The following is a 23,661-nucleotide window of genomic DNA, read 5'->3' on the forward strand; positions in this document are numbered from 1 at the left end:
AAAAGGTAAAATGGATATAGTTCACCGTTGTGGTAACACAATACTTTTTCCAAATTAGTATTCAACTTGCTTTTTCTTTTATACCTTTAATTTGAATACATGAAAATGTATCGAGAGCAGTTTATTTAAAAATGACGATTAATAGAATAGGGAGTGGATGATGTGAAAACGATTGGCTTAATTGGTGGTATGAGCTGGGAATCTTCAGCTATGTATTATCGCCTTCTAAATGAGCAAGTGAAGCAACAATTGGGTGGTTTACATTCGGCAAAATGCATTTTATATAGTGTCGATTTTCAAGAAATTGAATACTATCAAGCAAATGAACAATGGCAAAATGCAGGAGAAATACTAGGAGAGGCTGCTTGGTCTTTAGAAAAAGCAGGTGCCGATTTCATTGTGATCTGTACGAATACAATGCATAAGGTCATAGAATTTATGGAAGCGCGTTTGACTATTCCGATTTTACATATTGCCGATGCAACAGCCGTTCAAATTCAACAGGCTGGTCTGCAAACGATTGCGTTGCTTGGCACAAAATATACGATGGAGCAAGATTTTTATAAACATAGAATTGAACAGTTTGGCATAAATGTAATGGTGCCAAACGAGGATGAACGAACAATGGTTAATCAAATTATTTATGAGGAATTATGTTTAGGGAAGATTGAACCAACTTCAAAAGAAAACTATTTACAAATTATTGAGCGCCTTGTGAAATCAGGTGCGCAAGGAATTATTTTAGGTTGTACGGAGATTGGTTTACTAATACAACAAGAAGATGTCCAAGTCCCTGTTTTCGACACGACTATTATTCATGCGCTTGCTGCTGTAGAACATGCATTAAAAGAGTAAAAAGCATTGAGAAGGGGTGAAAAAATGACACAAAAAGTGCGGGAGTTGGGTATGATCATTGGCACATTACCAGTCGGTAAAAAAAATTGCATTACGGATGTACAAGGTGTTCAAGTTGGGCATGTCACACTGGATGAAAAGCTAGATGATGTGGGGGCATATGCATGTACTGGGGTGACGGCGATTTTACCACATGGTGGCAATTTGTTTCAACAAAAAGTTACAGGTGCTAGTTATGTGCTAAATGGTTTCGGCAAAACGACAGGACTCGTGCAAGTCAATGAACTAGGTGTTATTGAAGCTCCTATTATGCTAACAAATACGTTTGGGGTGCCCGCAGTAACGCAAGGAACATTGCAATATATGTTAAATTCTAATCAGGATATTGGTCTTTCTACAGGGACAATTAATTTGGTTGTTGGGGAATGTAATGATAGTTATTTAAATTCGATTCGAGCTTGCCCAATCACACCAGAGCACGCGCTCCAAGCAATTCGTAATGCGTCCGAAAATACCGCTAAAGAAGGTGCAGTTGGAGCGGGAAAAGGCATGATTTGTTTCGGCTATAAGGGCGGAATAGGTTCTGCATCGCGCATAGTGACTCTAGAACAAGATAAAATTAGCTATACAGTGGGGATTATCGTGCTAAGTAATTTCGGTCATAGCTCAGAGTTTATAGCTGAGCGTTACAATCTGCCAAATTCTAATAGCAATGCTGCGTTCTCACCAACAGATGGTTCCATTATTATTGTGTTAGCAACAGATGCACCGCTTAGTAGTCGCCAATTAACACGTGTTATTAAACGTTGTGGTATAGGGCTTGGACGAACAGGTAGCCATTTCTCTCATGGAAGTGGTGATATTGTCATCGGCTTTACAACGGCACACCATATTGCGCATCATTCGTCCCAACATTTGGAGACACGTATACAGCTACGTGAAGATCATCCTCTTATGAATCATTTATTTACCGCTGCTGCGGAAGCAACAGAAGAAGCTATTTTAAATTCCCTGTCACAAGCGCAAACAACAACGGGTCGAGACGGACACGTAGTAGAAGCCTATTCATTTAAAAAATAAACGAAAAGCTATTGAACATTCAAATGTTTCAATAGCTTTTTTGTTTACATGTTGAACGCTTGCCAAAAAAAGTCTCTATAGTGTTTTCTTTTTAGTGTAAATACACCTGATAATCATCTAATACATACATCAACTCTTATGCTATCCACGCGGTACTATTTTACTAACTAGAAGGTCGGGTAACTGGATAGAGGACACCTTTATGTTGCTTCAAGAGGTACATTCTTTACCTAACATTCCTAGCATAATGTGTAAGGGCAATACAACTTGTAGAATGAAAAACAAAATCAGAGCAGATTGCACTTATTTCAAGCAATGAAACTAGGTTTACGTCCAGAAATAGAAAAAGTTCAATGAAGAGCTCAGACGCATGCCACAATTCTAGATGCAATTATTAAGGCGAATGGATGGGTTCTTTTGCTACAACGCTTCTACAAATGCCTGTCTATCTTTTGGGGAAATCTGAATGGTTTTATATTTTTCGTAATTGATTTCTATGCGATGAACGGAAAGTGATGGTGCCACAAAAGGATTCGTTGTATGCCGATTGGATTTCATTTTAATAAGCCCATACGGTATTTGGAGTGTATCAGTTCGATTTTGTAGCGAGTATTGAACCATATTGTTCTTAATAATTACCATTGTATCACCTCCATAAAAACTTCCCTTTCATTAAGATATTTGGGCAATCATGTCTATTTTTAAAGTTTACTTAATCGCTAAAGTCGTATAAAAAAATAAATGTTTCGACCATATATTGTAGTGTTTAAGCGCTGCATAGCAAATTTTGTATAACGATTAGATAATAACCATTATTATGTAATTATTGTTTTTTTATCTAGTCAACTATGAAGCGGTGTGTTAATATTCAATGAAAATACTGAATTATCTAATAATTTAACATTCTTTACGATAAAAGGTGATGCGAATGCATGAAAAATTATTGCTGCCAATTGCACACGAGACACCGACAAATCCATCCAATCCTATTGTGCTTAACAGTTGTGAGCCATTGATGAACATTGACCACCTACACCCAAGAATCTTTACCCAGCCCGTGTACTATAAACAACAAATTGCTAGTAGCTTACAATCCATTTACTTGCGCCAAGCAGTATATGAGCGATTACAACAAGCTTTATTACTATTACCTGAAAACTATAGTTTGATTGTCTATGACGGATACCGGCCGCTACAAGTGCAACAATATTTATTTACACATTTTGCTGCGCAACTCAAAGACCAACACCCAAACTTCACAAAAGAAGAAATTTTTAACAAGACATTAAAATTTGTCGCTTTTCCAAGGGAGGGGCAAGAGCATCTACTACCACATTTAACGGGAGGTGCCATTGATTTAACGCTCGCAAATAGTAAAGGGAAAGCGTTAAATCTTGGTACAGCATTTGATGAGCTTAGTGAGAAATCTGCGACCCGTTATTTTGAACAGCATCCTAATGAAAATAAGGAAGCCTGTGTTCATCGGCGTCTTTTGTATCACTGTATGACGGCAGTTGGCTTTACGAATTATGCTGAGGAATGGTGGCATTATGATTTACACAATATAGCTTGGGCAAGAAGGATAAATGCCAAACAAGCTTTTTACGGTGCAATAGAGGCACACATTGATGACAATTTGATAAAGGAGTATCGATATTTATGAAAGTCTATATTAGTGCAGATATTGAAGGCATTACAGGCACAACATCTTGGAGTGAAACGGAACTGAATGCGCCTGACTATTATTTTTTTCAAAAGCAGATGACGAAGGAAGTGGAGGCAGCAATTGAAGGTGCCATTTTAGGAGGCGCCACAGAAATTTTACTAAAGGATGCGCATGATTCAGCTCGTAATCTTGATATTTCGAATTTGCCAGTTAATTGTAAGGTCATTCGCGGATGGACATATGATCCGATGTGTATGGTAGCCGGACTTGATAGTAGTTTTGACCGTGCTATTTTCATCGGCTATCACAGTAAAGGAGGCAGTGAACGTAATCCATTAGCACACACGCTATGTGTTACTGCTGATATTAAAATTAATGGTGAATACGCAAGTGAGTTTCTTATCAATACGTATGCCGCTGCTTTACATGGTGTTCCTGTTTCATTTGTTAGTGGAGATGTTGGACTAACAGAAGAAATTCAATCCTTCAATCGCAATATTGTGACATTTGCTACCAAGGAAGGGGTGGGGAATGCCACAATAAGTGTCAGTCCTCAATTGGCAATTGCTGAAACGAAACGACTTGTGGAAGCCTCTATGAAGGTCTCCCGAGATGACTTACAAGTGACATTGCCTCAGCGATTTATAGTGGAAATAATTTACCGTGACCATACACGCGCTTACCGCAATTCCTTTTATCCAAGTGCAACGTTTAAGCCCCACAACACGGTTGAATTTGTCACGGATGATTATTTTGAAGTACTTCGAATTTTACAGTTCTTAACTTAAGAATAGACTGTAGGTGAATGCATGAAGATTAAAGATATTGTTGTTGCAACGGTAGAAGCCCCCCTTATTGTGCCATTTAAAACAGCATTAAGAACCGTGCGTAGCATTGAAAATATTGCCGTTTACGTTCATAGTGAGCACGGACAAATTGGCATAGGTGAGGCTGCGCCAACTGCTGTTATTACAGGGGAAACTTTAGGTTCGATTAGAGATGCTATTGAACACTATATTAAGCCGGCCATAGTAGGTATGGATTTACAAGAAATAGCCGTTGTGATGGAGCGAATGGACAACAGTATTTATCAAAATACGAGTGCGAAAGCGGCGGTAGATATGGCGCTTTATGATTTATTGGCACAGCATCACAAGACGCCATTGTATAAATTATTAGGGGGCTATCGCAAGGCATTAACAACAGATATTACAATTAGCGTGAATAGCGTAGCGGACATGATAAAAGATAGCCTATCAGCGGTGGAACGTGGCTTTCAAATATTGAAGGTCAAGGTTGGCAAGGATCCAGCGACAGATGTCCAGCGCGTGACGGCTATACGGGATGCAGTAGGCAAAGCCATTACATTACGTGTAGATGCCAATCAAGGGTGGACGCCAAAAGAAGCGGTTCGGATAATTCGTGCACTTGAAGATGCAAATAGCAATATCGAATTAGTGGAACAGCCTGTGCACTATGCTGATTTAACGGGTATGCAATATGTAACAGCCAATACGTTGACAAATATATTGGCTGATGAAAGTGTCTTTTCGGCAAAAGATGCCCTCACTATTATCGAACGACGTGCTGCTGATTTCATCAATATTAAATTAATGAAAACAGGTGGCATTTTTCATGCGCAAAAGATTTGCCATATTGCAGAAGCGCATGGCATTGCTTGTATGATGGGCTGCATGCTTGAAACAAAAATTAGTGTGAGTGCGGCTGCACATTTTGCTGCATCACAAAAAAATATCACAATGATAGATTTAGACGGACCAAGTTTATGTTTGAAAGATCCTATTGCAGGTGGTCCTATTTTTAACAATGATCGAATCACAATGACGGATGCAAATGGAATAGGATTTTCAAGATAAAAATACGTAGGGGGATGCTTATGAGGAAAAGGAAATGGTTTCTTTTAGTATGTCTAGTCGTCTTTCTTTGTGCAGCCTGTAGTAATGATTCTTCTGACGAGAAAAAATCAGAGTATCGGGTCGTTTATTCAGGTGAGATTAAAACATTAAACTATTTAAAAACCTCTGAAACAAATGAATTTGCTGTAGCTGCCAATTTAGTGGATGGCCTCATTGAATATGATAAGTATGGGATTGTGCAACCAGGCTTAGCGAAAGAATGGTCGTCAAATGAAGATGCGACTGTTTGGACATTTAAGCTACGTGATGATGTAAAATGGGTTACCCATAATGGAAAGGAATATGCAGATTTAGTGGCACAAGACTTTGTGGATGGTTTGCAGTATGTGCTCGATGCAAAAAATGAATCTTCGACCGTCTGGAGTGCCATGGTAGTCAAAAATGGGGAGGCGTTTTATAACGGTGAGCTAACTGATTTTTCAAAAGTGGGCATCAAAGCAATCAATCAACATACGGTTGAATACACGCTGGAGGCTCCTACACCTTATTTTCTGTCGATGTTGAACTATGTATGTTTCTTCCCTGTAAATGGGAAGTTTTTAACGGAAAAGGGCGAGCAATTTGGAACTACACGTGAAAATTTCCTGTATAACGGTGCCTATCTATTAGACAAATTCGAACCTCAAAATGAGCGTGTTCTTGTAAAAAATGATACGTATTGGGATAAAGACAACGTGCTGATTGATCGCATTCGGTATAAATATAACAAAGAAGCAGCAACCGTTGCGCCCGAACTATTTTTACGGGGCGAAATCGACACAGCAACGATTCCTACTTCGATCATTGACGAATGGCTGAAGGATGATAAGAAAAAATCCCAAGTACGTCAAACGCAAAATAATTTTTATTCGTATTTTTATGCCCTAAACTTTGACCCGCAATTCGCTGCGGAATATGAACCTGAAAACTGGAAGATTGCCGTTAATAATAAAGATTTCAGAAAATCGCTTTTCCATGGGCTTGATCGTGTATCAGCGATGCTAACGGTGGAACCATTTAACCCTCAAGATTTACTAAGCAATACGATCACACCGAAAAACTTTGTTGATGTTGAAGGAGTCGACTATACACAACTTGATTCATTAGCGGCGATTACAAACAATGATTCTTTTAATAAAGATTTAGCTTTACAGTATAGGGACAAAGCGAAGGCGGCATTAGAAGGGAAAGCGACTTTCCCAGTAAAGGTATTAATGCCATATAACGCCGGAATGCCTGACTGGGCCAATCGTACCCAAGTCATTGAACAACAAGTCGAAAAATTATTAGGTACTGACTATGTGGATATTATCGTTGAAGCAGGTCCTTCGACAGGTTTCTTATCAGAAGTTCGACGCCCTGGTAAATTTGCATTACTAGAAGCGAACTGGGGGCCAGATTATGCAGACCCGTCAACGTATACAGAACCATTTAGTGTGGATGGTACTTACAATAAGCCAGAATTAGCTGAAGGCTATAAGGAAGCAAATGGTCAAACTGTTTACTTAAATTTATTAGAAAAGGCGAAAGCGACAATCGATACGGCCGAGCGTTATAACCTTTTTGCTCAAGCAGAAGCTTTCTTAATTGAAGAGGCCTTTGTTATTCCATACTCTGTAGGTGGTAGCGGTTATGTTGCTTCAAAATTAAATCCATTTGAAGCCCAGTACTCACCATTTGGTGTGACAGCAGAGAAGTTTAAAGGACAGCAAGTGTTAGCAAAGCCAATGAGTAATGATGACTTTAAGAAAGCATTGGCACAGTGGGAGCAAGAACGTATGGATGCATTGGCGAACGCAGCCAAATAAAAGAAAGGAATAATCATTGCCAAAATGCAATCCGTAGGCGTATAGTGGTGATTTTTCAATATCGAGGAGATGACCGAAAATGCTGATTCGGCATCTCCTTCCTGCTTTTGTAACAGTTTTACTGGAGGGAGGATGCTTAAATGCTTTGGTATGTAGGAAAGCGCTTGTTACAATCCATTGTTACGCTATTTATTATTATCACAATTGTGTTCTCATTACTACGATTAATGCCAGAAGAAGGCTACTTAGGGGCAGCGGCAGAGAAAATGTCACCCGCACAAAAAGAAGTGTATTTAACGAATTTAGGATTACGTGATCCATTGCTTGTTCAATTGGGGAATTTTTATACGGATTTATTGCAAGGTGATTTAGGCAAATCCGTTACATATCGTACGGATGTGCCTGTTGTGACAATACTTGCAGATAAAATCATGTATTCATTGTTCTTTGGGTTAGGAGCAGTTGGCATATCGCTGTTAATCGGTGTACCGCTCGGAATATTAATGGCACAAATGAAGGGGCGCTGGCTGGATCGGTTAGGAACTGGCTATATAGTTTTTGTCGTTGCAGTACCAGCAGCAGTGTATTACTTAGTTATTCAAATGTATATTACAGATATTTTCCGTTTGCCGATGTTGTTTGATGAATATAAGCCAATCACCTGGCTATTACCGCTTACTTCGATGGCACTAGCACCGACTGCTTCCTATGCGATGTGGATGCGCCGGTACATGGTAGATGAATTAAACAAAGATTACATTAAGCTTGCACGTGCGAAAGGCGTGAAAGAGCGTACCTTAATGTTTAGTCATGTATTACGCAATGCTTTTATTCCAATGGCACAATATTTGCCAGCGACGATTCTTTTTACGATTACAGGCTCCATTTATATCGAATCTTTATATTCTATTCCAGGGATGGGTGGATTACTCGTGGATGCTATTCAACGACAGGATAATACGATTGTACAAGGTTTAGTACTAGTTTTTTCATCATTTGGAATTATTGGCTTAATTTTAGGTGATATTGCGATGGCGCTCGTGGACCCACGGATTAAATTAGGGAAAGGGGAGAGTGTGCGCTAATGAGCATGTATACAGAGGAAATCGATCATATATCAGACAAGTCTCGTGCACAACTATTTGACTTTGTAGAAGCGACTGATGGTCAGGCAGAAGGCACCGCCTACTCCAATTATTCTTATTGGCGCTCCACTTGGAAATCATTTTTAAAAAATCGAGTGGCTGTTTTCTTATTAGTAATGGTTTGCATTATTGTGGCGTTCACCATTTTTCAGCCGTATTTGCCAGCACAAAAATCTCCGACCGAAATCTATCTCGATGACCAAACGGGATTACAGGCACGCAATATTGCCCCCAATGCCGAGTTTTGGTTTGGTACAAACTCCATTGGACAAGATTTATGGTCCCGAATTTGGGCTGGCACAAGGACCTCGTTAATGATTGGCTGTGTGGTCGCATTGGTGGAAGCGTTTATCGGCATTACAATCGGAACACTGTGGGGCTTTTCTCGTAAGCTAGAAATGCCGATTACACAGCTTTATAACGTTGTAGATAATATCCCGACAACAATTGTCCTTATTTTAATGTCTTATATTTTACGTCCGAGCATTTCTACCATAATTATTGCTATGTGCATTACGGGGTGGGTAGAAATGGCGCGCTTTATTCGAAATCAAATCGTAATTTTACGAGATCGGGAATACAATTTAGCATCGAAATGTTTGGGGACATCAGACTATCGAATTATTATAAAAAATTTATTACCTTACTTAATCTCAGTTATTATGCTTCGCATGAGTTTAGCGATTCCGTTTGCGATTGGCGCAGAAGTGTTTTTAACATATATCGGTTTAGGGCTACCAATTAGTGAACCATCATTAGGGAATTTAATTAATGAAGGGCGTGTCTTGATGATGTCACCTGATTTAAGGTATCAGTTAATTTTCCCAAGTATTGTACTAAGTATTATTACGATAGCATTTTATATTATTGGGAATGCATTTGCAGATGCAGCAGATCCAAAAAATCATGTATAGAAGGGAGATGATTGTTTGTGAAGCAAATAAATTCCCGTATTTTAACGATTGAAAACTTAGTCATTACATTTACACTACGAGGGCAAGTACTAACAGCTATTAGGGGAATCTCTCTTGATTTATATAAAGGAGAAAGTCTAGCCATTGTTGGTGAATCAGGTTCAGGAAAATCTGTTCTAATGAAATCAATTATGGGCTTGCTCGATAAAAATGGTTCGATTGCCCAAGGTCAAATTATATACAATGGTATGGATTTAGCGCTATTTAACACAGAACAACAATGGTTAACTATTCGAGGAAAAGAAATCGCAATCGTTACACAAGATCCGATGACATCATTGAATCCATTGAAAACGATTGGCAAACAAATTGAGGAATGTGTGGTGTTACACCAAGGGCTCAAGGGCAAAGCAGCTTATACTGAAACACTTAAATTATTAACCGACGTCGGTATTGGTGATGTAGAGAAACGCTACAAGCAATACCCTCATGAATTTTCAGGAGGCATGCGGCAACGAATTGTGATTGCTATTGCGCTCGCGTGTAAACCGAAAATTTTAATTTGTGATGAGCCAACAACCGCATTGGACGTAACTATACAAGCACAAATTTTGCAACTTCTAAAAAGCCTTCAGCAAAAATATAGCTTAACAATCGTTTATATTACACATGATTTAGGCGTTGTAGCAAAAGTTGCGGACCGTATCGCGGTCATGTATGCAGGGGACATACTCGAAGTTGGTCGTACACATGAAGTGTTTTTTAATGGAAAACATCCGTATACATGGGCGCTTCTTTCGTCACTACCACAACTTGGGTTAAAAGGGCAACCGCTTTATTCGATTAAGGGGACGCCACCCAATCTTTTTAAAAAAATTAAAGGTGATGCGTTTGCCCCGCGCAATCCATTTGCTTTAAAAATTGATTACGAAGTACGTCCGCCATTTTTTCAAGTAAGCGATACACATTTCGCGCGCACTTGGCTGTTGGATCCCCGTGCGCCCAAAGTGGAGCCTCCAGCAGCGTTACAAGCTTTTTTTGAAGAAGGGAGGCAGTACGCCAATGAGCGATAAAGAAGTATTATTAGAAGTGAAAAATTTGCACATTGTGTTTGGTAAAGGCAAACATAAATTTGTGGCAATAGATGATGTCAGCTTTCATATTTATAAAGGTGAAACATTCGGATTAGTTGGCGAATCGGGCTCTGGTAAAACGACTATTGGCCGCGCTATAATGCGCATCAATGAAGTAACGAGTGGTCAAATATTGTACCGTGGAAAGAACATTAACGGTAAAATCTCGAAGGATTGGGACAAACAAATAACGCAAAAAATCCAAATGATTTTTCAAGACCCGATGGCTTCGCTTAATGAACGGGCAAAGGTGGATTATATTATATCGGAAGGTCTGATTAATACGAAAAACTTTAAAGATGAAGCGGAGCGTCAGCAAAAAGTACAAAACGCACTTTTAGATGTTGGCTTATTACCCGAGTTCGCGAGTCGCTTTCCGCATGAATTTTCTGGCGGTCAGCGTCAACGGATTGGCATTGCACGTGCATTAGTAATGGAGCCAGAGTTTATTATTGCGGATGAACCAATTTCAGCCCTCGACGTATCGATACGAGCGCAAGTGCTCAATTTATTATCGACGATTCAACAACGAAACAACTTAACCTATTTATTTATTGCCCATGATTTATCAATTGTTCGATTTATTACAGACCGTACGGCAGTCATTTATAAAGGCAAAATTGTGGAGTTAGCAGAGACCGAAAAACTTTTTTCTAATCCAATTCACCCGTACACAAGAGCATTGTTATCAGCAGTGCCAGAACCCAATCCGTATAAGGAGCGAGAAAAGGTCGTAGAAATTTACAACCCGTTACAGCATCAATATGAGCTAGCGCCTCCTTCATTTACAGAAATAGAAGAAGGGCATTATGTTTTAGCTAATGAAGAGGAAATAGCCAATTATCGTACATTACGAAAAGTAGAGGTGAGCGAATGATTGTGCCTAAAGCTTTGCTAAAAGGGGATACGATTGGTCTACTTAGTGCTTCTGGTGCTACACCACCAGAAAAGCTAGCTCCCGCCATTACTAGTATTGAGAAACTTGGTTTTAACGTCATTGTGGGGGAAACATGTCGTGTTAGACATGGATATTTAGCTGGTTCAGACGAACTGCGCGCATATGATGTCAATGAAATGTTCCGCAATCCCCATGTGAACGGCATTTTTTGTATTCGTGGAGGATACGGGGCAACGAAAATTTTACCAAGACTAGATTATGAGATGATACAAGCAAATCCCAAAGTATTCGCAGGCTATAGCGATGTGACTGCACTACATATCGCCTTTAATCAAAATTGTAATTTAGTGACGTATCATACACCAATGCCTTCAACAGAATTTATTCAACAAAATATGGATCATTATACATGGAATTCATTTTTGAATTGTGTGATGGCAACAGATACCATGCCGTTTCTGTTGGAAAATCCTCCACAGCAACCAATGACTACACTCCTAACAGGGACTGCAACAGGTCAACTCGTTGGGGGCAATTTAACATTGATTACAGCGTCACTTGGCACGCCATATGAAATTGATACAAAAGGTAAAATTTTATTTTTAGAAGATATAGATGAGAGTGAGCAGCGTATAGATCGCATGCTGACACAGTTAAAATTAGCTGGGAAGCTTGATGATGCAGTAGGTTTACTATTAGGGGCATGGACAAATTGCGGGCCTGAAAACCCGAAGCAGCCAGAACAGAGCTTATCCTTAAACACCATTTTTAAGGAAATCTTAACACCTTTGAAGAAACCTATTTTATCAAATCTTGCTTGTGGTCACTGTTTACCAACGATGTCACTGCCTTTAGGTCGTATCGTAACCATAGATGCGGAAACGCAAAGCATTACAGTGGTAGGGTAGGTGCATGATGCAGCCAACGATTCAACGTATTATACAGGAAGCTCCATATAAAGTGCATATGTTTGTAAAAGATTTTAAGACAAATGACTTTGTTATCAACGAGTGTCTAGATGAAGCTTTTTCCAGTGCTAGCTTAATTAAAGTGCCTATACTCATTGCTATTTTCGATTATATAGATGTATGCAATATACCTATCAATCAAGTAATAGCCATTAGCCCTAGCGATTCGGTTGATTTTAGTGTGATTAGTGAACAGAGAGTAACATCCTGCACAATCTATGAACTGTGCGTTTGGATGATTACGACAAGTGATAATACTGCGACAAATGTGTTAATTGATGTAATCGGTATGGAAGCGCTAAATAAGTACTTTCATAAAATCGGACTGACCCATACACAATTACAAAGAAAAATGATGGACTTTGAGCGACTTGCAAAAGGCATTGATAATATAACAACAGCGCGCGATATGGCGCATCTATTTAGCCAAATTTATAGGCAAAATCTGCTATCTCCAGTGTTAAGCCAGCTTGCTATTGATATCTTGTGTCGTCAGCGTTTTCATGAATGCTTGCGCCGTTACATCGTCGATGATGTGACAATCGCCCATAAAACAGGTGGTCTTGATACCGTTGACCATGATGTTGGCATTGTTTACAGTCACGTACAAGATTATGGTATTGGCGTTTTTATCTCAGAGGTCAAGCATAATGATGTCGCTCGACAATTAATCGGTCGTCTTTCAAAGGTAGTCTATGACAAGATGATAGGAGTGAAAGGAGAGACAACATGAACGCAATTGTCATTGCTATGATGGCTAATCTTTATGCTGAACCCAATCGTCATGCTGAGCTTGTTGATGAAATACTTTACGGTATGCCTGTTCAAATTATAGAACAATTAGAAAATGATTGGCTGTACGTTCGCACTGCCTATCGCTATGAAGGTTATTGTCAGCGAAAGCATGTCCTTTTCGATGATGCGATTACAAATACATGGATTCAAAAGGCTCAACATGTTATTGGACAGCGTTTCGCAGATGTTTTACAAGAACCGAAAATACAAAGCACCAAAATCATCACATTGGTAAAAGGTTCTATTTTATACAATGTAGATTCCGACACGACATCAAACACGCCATGGACTGCCGTTCAATTAGCGACGGGCGAAATTGGCTATTTACGTTCACAATGGTTGCATCCTAAAATTGCTGAACATACTTTTGAAGAGCATGCGTTTCGAGAAAATGTTGTACAAACAGCACTAAGCTATATAGCCACACCGTATCGTTGGGGAGGTAAGTCACCGCTAGGCATAGATTGTTCGGGCTTATGTTCGATGGCTTATCTGCTAAATGGCGTAATTATTTTCCGAGATGCTAGAATTGTAGAAGGTTTTCCAATTAAGGAGATAACAATTGATCGTATGCAAAAAGGAGATTTGCTATTTTTCCCAGGGCATGTAGCACTGTATCTAGGGCAGACTCTTTATGTTCATGCCTCACTTGGTGGCAATGAGGTCAATGTCAATAGCCTTGATGAACAACATCCGTTATATCGCCAAGATTTAGCAACGACTATTACCGCAATCGGAAGCTTGTTTTAAATGTATGTAATGCTTGAAGAAAAATGGATGCAAAAAAACGAGGCATTTGACGGTAGTTGCATCGTCGAATACCTCGCCTTGTGTATGTTTACGCTAATATTGATAAATATTTAACTGTTGTCCAGCTTCAATATTATCTGAACGCAATTGATTCCATTGTTTAATGGATGTTACTTTAACATTATGCGTCTGTGCGATATGCATCAGCGAGTCACCATCCGCAACTGTAATGGTTTTTTTATTTTTTACAGGGCTGTCGTATTGTTGTAAGTCGTATTTTGCAATTAGACTATTTAACTTTTCATTGTAAGTTGAATCTGTTGCGTAAGAGCCTGTTAAAAATTTTGTCGCATCTGCATAGGATGTTGTGTTGCTTTTAAAGACACCTGTATAAAAATTTTTGTTCCAAGACACACCATTGCGGAGTAATTGGACATAATCTTTCATGGATTCTTCGTAGGAAGGATATTTGCGGAATTCAGCCATCACTGTTGTCAGATTACCAGAGCCATCATCCTCAACTGTTTCAAGTGTCACGGAATCATTTTGAAATTTGCCTTTCATACCAAATAAATTGTTATTAGGAGTGGAACTAAGACCACTTTGCCCATGCTTACTTTCTAAAATGGCTTGCGCAATCATGACAGATGCATATAAGTCATTTTCAGCACCGAGTTGTCGTGCTGTTTCTGCAATAGAGCCAATAAATTCTTCCACACTTGGGCCTTCATCTACATATTTTTGAACGGCAGTGTCGGTTGGCTTCAATAGCTGAATCAAAAAATAAGTGGAAATACTGATAACAGACGCTATGACAATCATTCCGATTAATAGTTTTTTGAATAATCTCATGTAGTTATAGATGTTGAATCTATGCAACACCTTCCTCCTTTCTTTTCTCTTAAAAAATCGCTTACTCTTTTCATATTGTAAAACAACTAGATAAAAAAAAGCATCGTTTTTCACTAGAATTCATAATTAATACAACGAACTTTCATATGAAAAAGTTTCATATAGCGCGTCTAAGATGTACATGAAACTATAAATCTATTAAAATCGCTTTGTCCTATTGTTAGTTTAACCGTTTGAATATGTGGAAAGATATACTAGTGGGAAGAACACGGACATTTAATCTATCAAATTTATAAGGAGCTTAGTCAATGATTGCATTTGAAAATGTTACAAAAAAATACGATAATAACCAAATTGCAGTAAATGCCATTAATTTTGAGATACAGAAAGGGGAGTTTTTTGTCATTATAGGCCCTAGTGGTTGTGGCAAGACGACATTACTAAAAATGATTAACCGATTAATTCAATTGACTGAAGGAACAATACGAATTAACGGTAAAAGAATTAGCGATTATAATATTCATGAACTACGATGGAATATTGGCTATGTGCTCCAACAAATTGCACTTTTCCCTCATATGACAATAGCTGAAAATATCGCCATTGTTCCTGAAATGAAAAAATGGGAAACGACAAAAATTCAACAACGAGTTCATGAATTATTAGAAATGGTAGGGCTAGAACCAGCTCAATATAGTGACAGAAAGCCAAATGAACTGTCGGGTGGGGAACAACAACGGGTTGGGGTTGTCCGCGCATTGGCAGCAGATCCCGAAATTATATTAATGGATGAGCCATTCAGTGCATTGGATCCAATTAGTCGAACAAAATTACAAAATGACCTGCTTGAGCTTCAACGTGCAATAAATAAAACGATTGTCTTTGTTTCACACGATATGCAAGAAGCGTTAAAACTAGGGGATCGCATCTGTGTGATGAAAGATGGAGAAATAGTACAAATTGGTACACCAAAGGAAATAATACAAAATCCCGTCAATGATTTTGTTCGAAAATTTATTGGGGTCAAGGAAGATGCATTGAATGTGTTTACCATTCAACAAGTGATTGAACCGTTTGTAGAGGCGAAACATCAAAGTTATGTGATACATAGTGTTGGTGATCAGGCTACTTTACAAGTCATTTTACAACAATTGGCGCACTATGAGTGTCTGGCAGTGAAAAGCGAAGAGGAAGTTATTGGAGTTATTACAAGGCAATCAATGTTGCAGTTTTTAGCCAACCATTCCACGGAACGGGGTGAGGCAAATGACTGATTTTTTACATGTGTTGGATGAACGCAAAGGTCAACTCATTGCATCGTTAATAGAGCATATGCAAATATCATTTATTGCCTTATTTTTTGCAGTAGTCATTGCCATCCCACTGGGTATCTACTTAACGCATCAAAAGAAAATAGCGGAAAGTATAATTGGCATTAGTGCAGCCTTACAAACAATCCCTTCATTAGCGTTGTTAGGATTGTTAATTCCGTTACTCGGCATTGGGAAAACGCCTGCTATAATCGCTCTTGTGGTCTATGCCCTCCTGCCCATTTTACGCAATACATTTACAGGCATAAACGAAGTCAATCCGTCTTTAAAGGAAGCGGCAATGGCAATGGGGATGAATACAGCAAAAAGATTAGTGAAGGTGGAACTGCCACTTGCAATGCCCGTTATAATGGCAGGCATTCGCACAGCCATGGTATTAATAGTTGGAACGGCTACATTAGCTGCATTAATAGGCGCTGGAGGATTAGGCGATATTATTTTGCTTGGTATTGATCGTAATAATACTTCGCTCATCCTATTAGGTGCAGTTCCAGCGGCCATTTTAGCATTAGTGTTCGATTATCTTTTGAAAAAGCTAGAATCACTATCTTTTAAACGAACAGTTTCGGTATTACTTGCCATTAGTGTTGCGGCTATGATGATGGTTGCAATGCCATTCCTAAACTTTAATAACAAAGCAGATATCGTCATTGCAGGTAAACTTGGTTCAGAGCCAGAAATCCTGATTAATATGTATAAATTATTGATTGAAAATGATACAGATTTAGATGTTCAATTAAAACCTGGACTCGGCAAGACATCCTTTGTTTTTAATGCCCTAAAATCAGGAAGCATTGATATATATCCAGAATTTACAGGTACGGCAATCGCAGAGTTTTTAAAAGAACAAGCGGTAAGTAACGATCAAGTAGCAGTATATCGACAGGCAAAAGAAGGTATGTTGAAGAAATTTGATATGGTTATGCTCAGTCCAATGCAGTATAACAACACATATGCTTTGGCCGTTTCAAAACAACTAGCGGAAGCTTATCAATTACAGACGATTTCTGATATCAAGGCGATGCAAGAGTCGATTAAAGCGGGATTTACGTTGGAGTTCAATGATCGTGAGGATGGTTACGTAGGCATTCAGAAGCGCTATGGGATTGATATTGCCTCTGTTACAACAATGGAACCAAAGCTAAGGTATCAAGCCATCCAATCAGGTAATATCGATTTATTGGATGCTTATTCAACTGACAGCGAATTACGCCAATATGATTTGACTGTATTAGTGGATGATCAACAGTTATTTCCCCCGTATCAAGGCGCGCCATTATTAAGAAAGGAAACACTTGAAAAATATCCTGAGCTTGAAAAGGTGTTAGGGAAACTGGCCAATCAAATCACGGATGATCAAATGCGTGAAATGAATTATCAAGTTAACGTGGAAGGGAAAAATAGTGAGGATGTAGCTAGGGCATTTTTGAAAAATGCAGGTTTATTATAAGCATTTGTATGAATCGCGGGTAAAGTGGGTTAATTCGCGGGTAAATCACGATGAATCGCGGGTAAAGTGCGATATTTCGCTGGTACATCCCGCTTTTCCGCGGGTAAAGCGTACGGCTTCATAAGTATTTTATTTTTATGTAAGAAGTTGTTATTTTTTTAGAGCTCCCCTTACAAATCATGTCGTCATATTTTAAAAACGGACATATTATAACGAGATAGGTCAAATAATGATTTTGCTATCGTTCGAGTAAGGAGCCATTGCTAAAACGCAATAGGAAGGGGCTGGGAACGTTGGGTATTGAAAAAGGAAGAAAGCACTTTGTATGCGAAGCGCTATACGATATAAAAGCACTACAGGATATCATAACAGATTTTCATTCAAAATATTATGGTCAGCTTCTTGTAAAAATAATTGGTAGTGATACCATTCCCTTTTTTTTAATAACGCATAATGGAGCACATTTACGATTAATAGATACAGTTAAACAGTTTGAAACAGAGTTTTTTCGTATAGAAGCGATTGATATAGATCGTTGTCGAGGCACTATTTCGCTGTTACGAGCCTATGATTATGAAGGCAATGAAACAAATGTAATTGCTGATGTTGTGAGATTAGAAAGAACATCGACAGAAAAATCAATTGAGTTAGGCAGTATATCAGCTATTCAGTTATTAAATCCAGACTTATTAAAAAAGAAATTTATCATTGAGCCTAAATGGTAAAATAGATGATTTACCTATAAAACTACTAAAATAATTGCAGAACTAGAGCATCTGTCCATATGCAAGCTGCGTAATCTGAATTTAATAGAAAGAGTCTATAGAAAGGAAGATTAACGCATGACAATTATAGGAATGTTGCATCATCGTCTAGATCCTAAAACTGTTATCAAGTCATATGCATATGCAGCAGTTGCAAAAGCAGAAGGAGTAGAATTTTTTTACTTTACACCTAAAAAGGTAAACTTTGACAATCGTACGATCAATGGGCAGGTATTAGAAGATGGGCAATGGCATGAAAGAGTGATGCCCTTTCCAGATGTAATTTATAATGCTGGAAGTCCAGAAAAATTAGCGGTGTCAAAAAAAATAATAGAGAGATTGAAAAAGGAGATTCCGTTTACTACACATTCAATCGGTAATAAATGGAATGTTATGGAGCGACTTAAAGAGGCGAAAGAATTTGATAAATACATTATTCCAACAGAAATAGTAAAAAACACAGATGTCTTTCATAGCTATATAGCCCACCATAAAAAAATCGTATTTAAGCCGATTGACGGCAGGAAAGGAAAAGGAATCTATTTTATTATCAAAATAGGAGACCATTTTGAGGTACGGCAAAATAGCGAGAATCGTATGTACTCAAAGCAACAGTTAAATGCATTAATCCATGAACTTCTTGAAACGGGTACGTTTATTATGCAACCGTATATTCAATCGAAAATGAAATCGGGTCAAGTTTATGATTTTCGTCTACATGTTCAAAAAAATGGGGAAGGTAAATGGGTGGTGACAACAGTTTATCCACGTATTGCACCACATGGCTCAATTATTCCAAACATCAACAATGGCGGTTATACAAATTATTTGGATCCATTTTTAGAGCAAGAGTTTAAAGAAGAAGCCTTTAATATTCGTCGGATGTTGGAACATTTCTCATTATCTTTGGCACGCCATTTAGATGACATTCAGATGACGAAGTTTGGAGAGGTCATTGATGAGATTGGAATAGATGTCGGGCTCGATGCGCAACAAAAAATATGGATCTACGAGGTAAACTGGCGTCCTGGTTGTCCGCCGGCGTTTTACTTAGAATTAGATGTTGTTATTCATTCGATTCGTTATGCAAAGTACTTAGCAGAAACCCAACAACCGATAAAAAAACCAAAAGCAAAACCTGCAACTTCAAACACAAAAACAGTGGTACCAAAACCTACAGATTCAAAACCAAAGCAAGTCGAAGTAACAGCACAATCGAAGCATGGAAAATTCGATAAACCAATAATTGCGATTACTGGTAGTGCAGGAAAAACCACATCTAAGGCTTTTTTAGGGTCTATATTGTCTAAAAAATGGAATGTATTTGAGTCGAAGGATTACTGGAATACGACTGAACATACTAAAAAACATGCAGAAGAAATCAACGATTCTCACCAAGCCGTTGTGCTCGAATATGGAATGGCTTATCCAGGTATCATTACAAACCACTGTAGCATTATCCAACCGAATATAAGTATCGTTACAAATATTGGACTTGCGCATGTTGGGAATTTTGATGGAGATGTTCGAAAAGTAGCGAAAGCTAAGTCAGAATTAATTCAAGGTATGGATCAGCAAGGGTTACTTATTTTAAATAAAGATGACGACAATTCAAACTATTTATTGACCGATCAATTTAAAGGGAAAATCCTGACTACTGGTATTCACACAGAAGCGGACTATCGAGCATACGACATACAATATAAAGAAAATGGCATGGCATTTAAGATGGAACTGCAAGGTCAGGAAATCCAATTATTTATTCCGATTTTAGGAGAACATCACGTTTATAATGCTCTGAATGCGGTCGCAGTTGCAGATTATTTAGGGTTTACGCCACAGGAAATAAAAGCAGGTTTGCATTTTAAAAAGCCGCCAAGAAGGTTGACGGTGTATAACTGCCGCGATCATATAACGGTCATTGATGATACTGTTCACTCCCATCCTCAAGGCGTAAGGGCAGCCCTAAATGTGCTAACAAATGTTAGCAACAAACGGCGTGTGGCAATAATTGGGCAGATGCGTGAGCTAGGTGATTTAAGAGAAGAAGAATATCGCAAATTAGGCGAATTTATTGTTGAACAAGGCATTGATCTTTTAATTACCTATGGCTTTAGGACAGAAGAAATAGGAGCAGCGGCCATAGCAAAAGGCATGGATTCAAACAAGATTTATCATTTTACGAATAAAGATCAATTGCATGCGCTGTTAGAGAAAATAATCGAACCTCATGACACGATTCTTGTCAAAGGTGCTAGTAAAACGAATATGTTTGAAACTGTTAAATTTTTAGACCAAACATTTAAAGCATAACGAGGAAAACCCGAGTAGTTGCCCATTGGATAGGGCAATTACTCGGGTTGATTGTTGTGAATGCAAATAAAGTAAAACGATGTATCCAGCGCGCTATTGCCTAAATTGCTCATAGTAAAGCGGATGAAGCAAAAGCCACATCCGCAACTACAGCATATTTACTAAGAAGATAGATTAAGTTGGAACGATAAGCAGCAGTCGCCCCCAAATTAGAGCGCTTTTAATAGAAATTTGATTTCTTTGGCGGCGGTTATAGCATTGGTTTTCGCTTGAGCTAAAGTTTTACCCTCGGCAATGACATAGGCATAGCGATGACCCATCGATAACGGTGGGGTTAACAATGTTCCTTTTCGCGGTTTTACATATACATCGACAACACCAGGTGCTTTTGTTGCCCTTGTTTTACCAATTACTCTTTCTAACACACCTTTGCTCTCTACTATGACATATTTTGTAAAGATGAATTTTTTATGCCTAGGTTGGACATTTGGTTGTTCCCCTAAAAATAATTTCAGTGTTTCTTCCACTAAACTAAATCCGAAAGCCGCATGTAGCATATTATTCATAGCGCCACCTGAAATTCGAGGGTTAATCTCAATGAGCTTCCATCCTTGTTCTGTTAAACGAAGCTCTAGATGCAATGTTCCATTTTCAATATCAAATACTTTGACAATAGAATGTAGCACTTCTTCAATCCCTTTTTGAATATCAGAAGGTACTTCCGCGAGTATACCATAGCCTGTAATAATAAATCGTTTACCTTGTGTAATCTCTTGTTCAATAATACCGATTGTGTGAACTTGTCGCTTATAGACCATTGCTTCAACTAAGTATTGGGGTCCATCAATATATTCCTCAATCATGATGGTTTCACCAGGGTTTTTATTTTGGAGAAATGTAAGATGTGAATCGAGTTGGTTTTTATCTGTCGCCAGTAGTACGTCTTTTGAACCTGTTGATTTAGGAGATTTAACAATCAATGGAAATACCATGTTATTTGAAAATGATTCATGCGGTTTTTTTAGGAAAAATTTTGGGGAGTATGGCTGATCCTTTAATAGATTTCTTGTTTTCTCTTTATCTTCCATCATTTCAATTGCTGCTGATGAAGTATAGTTTTGGCAAAATTCATCACATAAAATAGAGGCAATATGAACAAATGGATCTACAAAACTAACAATGGACTTTATCTCTAAACCGGTATCAAGCAAATCATGAATTTCCTCTATCATATCTTCTATATTGGAAGTATCGATAAAAATCATTTTATGAATGTCTGGATAGGCTTTTCTCTGTTGTAATTGTTTTTCATTGCTTGTGAACAGTATTGTCAAGTAGCCCAATTTTTCTGCTGCTTTTATCGCTTCACGACTAGACCCAGATTTGTTTGTACCGATAAATATAATTGCCTTCAGTGAAATCACTCCTTCAATTGGCACTTGGATTATTAATATACACCTTATATATATGCTGTGAAATAGTTTTCTTCTAGTTATGTATCATGTTTACATCCAAGCAACTTTTAAAGTGCTTCATATAATAGAGAAGAAAGGAGTGTGAAATGATATGAAGCCTCTATCGGTGAAGAATTTAACAGCGATTACTGCAGGTAAATTATTGCAAGGGTCGGATGAGGTGCTGATCCAGTATGGCGCATATCGGCTAAAACAAGTGAAAAAACCGTACACAGCTCTATTTACAGACAAACGCATAGTAAACTGGAAAAGTCTTGAATCACTTGCTCCTCTAGTGCTTGTTACAGAGTGGGTGTATAGTCAGCATGAAATTCCTCAACACGTAATAATTATTCAAGTAGAAAATACAGATGAGGCCTACTGGAAGTTTGTACATTATTATCGTAGTCAATTTGAAATCCCTGTTATTGCAATTACTGGAACATCAGGAAAAACTACAACAAAAGAGATGATAAAACATATTCTTTCTGCTGAAAAAGAAGTAACCGCTACGACTTTAAGTAGTAATTCTAGAACCGCTTCATTGCAGTATTTACTTAGTATTGAAGAGGAAACAGAAGTAGCAGTTTTTGAAACAGCTGTTGGATCACCAGGAGATGTAAGAAAAGCAGGGAAGTATTTTAAACCGACAATCGGTATTATTACCAATATCGGCGCGCACCATTTAAACTACTGTAAAACTTTGGAAGGTTATATACAGGCGAAAGGTGAAATGGTTGAAATAGTGAATCCAGAAGGTGCATTAATTCTCAATGCAGAAGATGTCAATATACGAAAAATTGATTTATCGAAATTTAAAGGACGTATTATTTACATCGGCCAGCAAGCATCATGCCATTATAGAGCAAGTCATATTCGCTATGTAGAAAATGGTATGCAGTTTACATTGCATTATAAAAAGAAAAAATATGAAGTTTTCGTTCCTGGATTTGGAGAACATCAAGTCTATAATGCATTGGGAGCGATTGCGGCCATTCATGAATTACGTGTACCGATTTCCGTAGCGATTAAACAATTAGCGACATTCAAGAAAGTGAATAAGCAACTACAACTTTTTGAAGGAATCAATGGTTCTATATTGATCGACGATACTTGGAGCTTAACAACAACGTCCTTAGAAGCTGCTTTAAAGGTCTTAAATTCATTAGGAGAAGGCAAGAAAAAAATTGCCATTATCGGAACGATTACGGATTTAGGGTCCTGGGGGTATATTATCCATGAGCAAGCAGGAGAATTAATCCATAAAATTGGTGTAGATGTTCTTATTACTATTGGAGAGCACGCCCGAATTATGGCTGATCGTGCAGTAAAATTAGGCTTTAGTAAGCCCGTTTATATATTTAATAATAATATTCTCGTTTATAAGTTATTACATGAAATAGTAGATGAGAATACGATTATTCTAATAAAAGGAGATATGTATAGTAAGCAAATTTCCCAACTGGCCGCTGATTTAAAAGTTAAAAAAACGTTGCCAAAAGAAAATGATTCTAGGCAATAATGCACTTGTCATGAAAGCTGGTTAAAGACTGTGTCGCATAAAGTCAT

The 23,661-nt window shown here is 38.2% G+C and carries 21 protein-coding genes; 18 read left to right on the top strand and 3 right to left on the bottom strand.

The window, feature by feature from the left end; translation table 11 throughout:
• The first annotated feature begins 162 nt into the window (after positions 1-162).
• Both T479_RS08950 and T479_RS08955 read left to right on the top strand, forming a co-directional pair.
• Entirely contained in the window at positions 163-855 is a 693-nt protein-coding gene (locus tag T479_RS08950; RefSeq protein WP_025219293.1) for an aspartate/glutamate racemase family protein, read from the top strand.
• A gap of 24 nt (positions 856-879) precedes the next feature.
• Complete coding sequence (locus T479_RS08955; RefSeq protein WP_025219294.1) at positions 880-1,935, top strand: DmpA family aminopeptidase; 1,056 nt, start codon at positions 880-882, stop codon at positions 1,933-1,935.
• 420 nt (positions 1,936-2,355) lie between these two features.
• Here T479_RS08955 and T479_RS08960 read toward each other — a convergent pair whose 3' ends face one another.
• Positions 2,356-2,577, bottom strand: a complete 222-nt coding sequence (locus T479_RS08960) for a PH domain-containing protein (RefSeq protein WP_052599469.1) — start codon at positions 2,575-2,577, stop codon at positions 2,356-2,358.
• Between the two features lie 286 nt (positions 2,578-2,863).
• Here T479_RS08960 and T479_RS08965 point away from each other — a divergent pair, with 286 nt between their 5' ends.
• The 11 genes from T479_RS08965 to T479_RS09015 all read left to right on the top strand — a co-directional run bounded on the left by T479_RS08965 (position 2,864) and on the right by T479_RS09015 (position 13,928).
• Positions 2,864-3,598: a M15 family metallopeptidase gene (locus T479_RS08965; RefSeq protein ID WP_025219295.1), complete on the top strand. Its 735-nt coding sequence runs from the start codon at positions 2,864-2,866 to the stop codon at positions 3,596-3,598.
• Positions 3,595-4,389: a M55 family metallopeptidase gene (locus T479_RS08970; protein ID WP_025219296.1), complete on the top strand. Its 795-nt coding sequence runs from the start codon at positions 3,595-3,597 to the stop codon at positions 4,387-4,389. The genes T479_RS08965 and T479_RS08970 overlap by 4 nt, the downstream gene beginning before the upstream one ends.
• 21 nt (positions 4,390-4,410) lie before the next feature.
• On the top strand, positions 4,411-5,478 hold the full coding sequence (locus T479_RS08975; protein WP_025219297.1) for a dipeptide epimerase: 1,068 nt from the start codon (positions 4,411-4,413) through the stop codon (positions 5,476-5,478).
• Between the two features lie 20 nt (positions 5,479-5,498).
• On the top strand, positions 5,499-7,325 hold the full coding sequence (locus T479_RS08980) for a peptide ABC transporter substrate-binding protein (RefSeq protein WP_025219298.1): 1,827 nt from the start codon (positions 5,499-5,501) through the stop codon (positions 7,323-7,325).
• Between the two features lie 140 nt (positions 7,326-7,465).
• Positions 7,466-8,410: an ABC transporter permease gene (locus tag T479_RS08985; RefSeq protein WP_025219299.1), complete on the top strand. Its 945-nt coding sequence runs from the start codon at positions 7,466-7,468 to the stop codon at positions 8,408-8,410.
• A complete protein-coding gene (locus T479_RS08990; RefSeq protein WP_025219300.1) occupies positions 8,410-9,384 on the top strand; it encodes an ABC transporter permease in 975 nt (324 codons plus the stop codon). Before T479_RS08985 ends, T479_RS08990 begins: the two co-directional genes overlap by 1 nt.
• Positions 9,385-9,401: 17 nt before the next feature.
• Complete coding sequence (locus T479_RS08995; RefSeq protein WP_282957535.1) at positions 9,402-10,457, top strand: ABC transporter ATP-binding protein; 1,056 nt, start codon at positions 9,402-9,404, stop codon at positions 10,455-10,457.
• A complete protein-coding gene (locus T479_RS09000; RefSeq protein WP_024363582.1) occupies positions 10,447-11,394 on the top strand; it encodes an ATP-binding cassette domain-containing protein in 948 nt (315 codons plus the stop codon). The genes T479_RS08995 and T479_RS09000 overlap by 11 nt, the downstream gene beginning before the upstream one ends.
• Entirely contained in the window at positions 11,391-12,323 is a 933-nt protein-coding gene (locus tag T479_RS09005; protein WP_025219301.1) for a S66 peptidase family protein, read from the top strand. Before T479_RS09000 ends, T479_RS09005 begins: the two co-directional genes overlap by 4 nt.
• A gap of 4 nt (positions 12,324-12,327) precedes the next feature.
• Positions 12,328-13,116, top strand: coding sequence for a serine hydrolase (locus T479_RS09010; protein WP_227665430.1), 789 nt, complete (start codon positions 12,328-12,330; stop codon positions 13,114-13,116).
• Positions 13,113-13,928 carry an SH3 domain-containing C40 family peptidase gene (locus tag T479_RS09015; RefSeq protein WP_025219303.1) on the top strand — a complete coding sequence of 272 codons (816 nt, stop codon included), beginning with the start codon at positions 13,113-13,115 and terminating at the stop codon, positions 13,926-13,928. Before T479_RS09010 ends, T479_RS09015 begins: the two co-directional genes overlap by 4 nt.
• A 93-nt stretch (positions 13,929-14,021) precedes the next feature.
• Here the strand turns inward: T479_RS09015 and T479_RS09020 are convergent, their stop codons facing one another.
• Positions 14,022-14,807, bottom strand: coding sequence for a glucosaminidase domain-containing protein (locus tag T479_RS09020; RefSeq protein WP_227665431.1), 786 nt, complete (start codon positions 14,805-14,807; stop codon positions 14,022-14,024).
• Between the two features lie 281 nt (positions 14,808-15,088).
• On the opposite strand from T479_RS09020, the gene T479_RS09025 reads away from it, so the two are divergent.
• The 4 genes from T479_RS09025 (at position 15,089) to T479_RS23150 (ending at position 20,638) form a co-directional block, all read left to right on the top strand.
• Positions 15,089-16,054, top strand: coding sequence for an ABC transporter ATP-binding protein (locus tag T479_RS09025; protein WP_025219304.1), 966 nt, complete (start codon positions 15,089-15,091; stop codon positions 16,052-16,054).
• A complete protein-coding gene (gene opuFB / locus T479_RS09030; RefSeq protein ID WP_025219305.1) occupies positions 16,047-17,561 on the top strand; it encodes an osmoprotectant update ABC transporter permease/substrate-binding subunit OpuFB in 1,515 nt (504 codons plus the stop codon). The genes T479_RS09025 and opuFB overlap by 8 nt, the downstream gene beginning before the upstream one ends.
• A gap of 293 nt (positions 17,562-17,854) precedes the next feature.
• Complete coding sequence (locus tag T479_RS09035) at positions 17,855-18,286, top strand: hypothetical protein (RefSeq protein WP_024363589.1); 432 nt, start codon at positions 17,855-17,857, stop codon at positions 18,284-18,286.
• A 117-nt stretch (positions 18,287-18,403) separates the two neighbouring features.
• A complete protein-coding gene (locus tag T479_RS23150) occupies positions 18,404-20,638 on the top strand; it encodes a YheC/YheD family protein (RefSeq protein WP_025219306.1) in 2,235 nt (744 codons plus the stop codon).
• A 209-nt stretch (positions 20,639-20,847) separates the two neighbouring features.
• Here T479_RS23150 and T479_RS09045 read toward each other — a convergent pair whose 3' ends face one another.
• Positions 20,848-22,053, bottom strand: a complete 1,206-nt coding sequence (locus tag T479_RS09045) for an ATP-grasp domain-containing protein (RefSeq protein ID WP_024363591.1) — start codon at positions 22,051-22,053, stop codon at positions 20,848-20,850.
• Positions 22,054-22,204: 151 nt separating this feature from the next.
• On the opposite strand from T479_RS09045, the gene T479_RS09050 reads away from it, so the two are divergent.
• On the top strand, positions 22,205-23,614 hold the full coding sequence (locus tag T479_RS09050; RefSeq protein ID WP_025219307.1) for a Mur ligase family protein: 1,410 nt from the start codon (positions 22,205-22,207) through the stop codon (positions 23,612-23,614).
• The last annotated feature ends 47 nt before the right edge of the window (positions 23,615-23,661 follow it).

The organism is Lysinibacillus sphaericus (genome assembly GCF_000600105.1).
Classification (GTDB): Bacteria; Bacillota; Bacilli; order Bacillales_A; family Planococcaceae; genus Lysinibacillus; species Lysinibacillus sphaericus.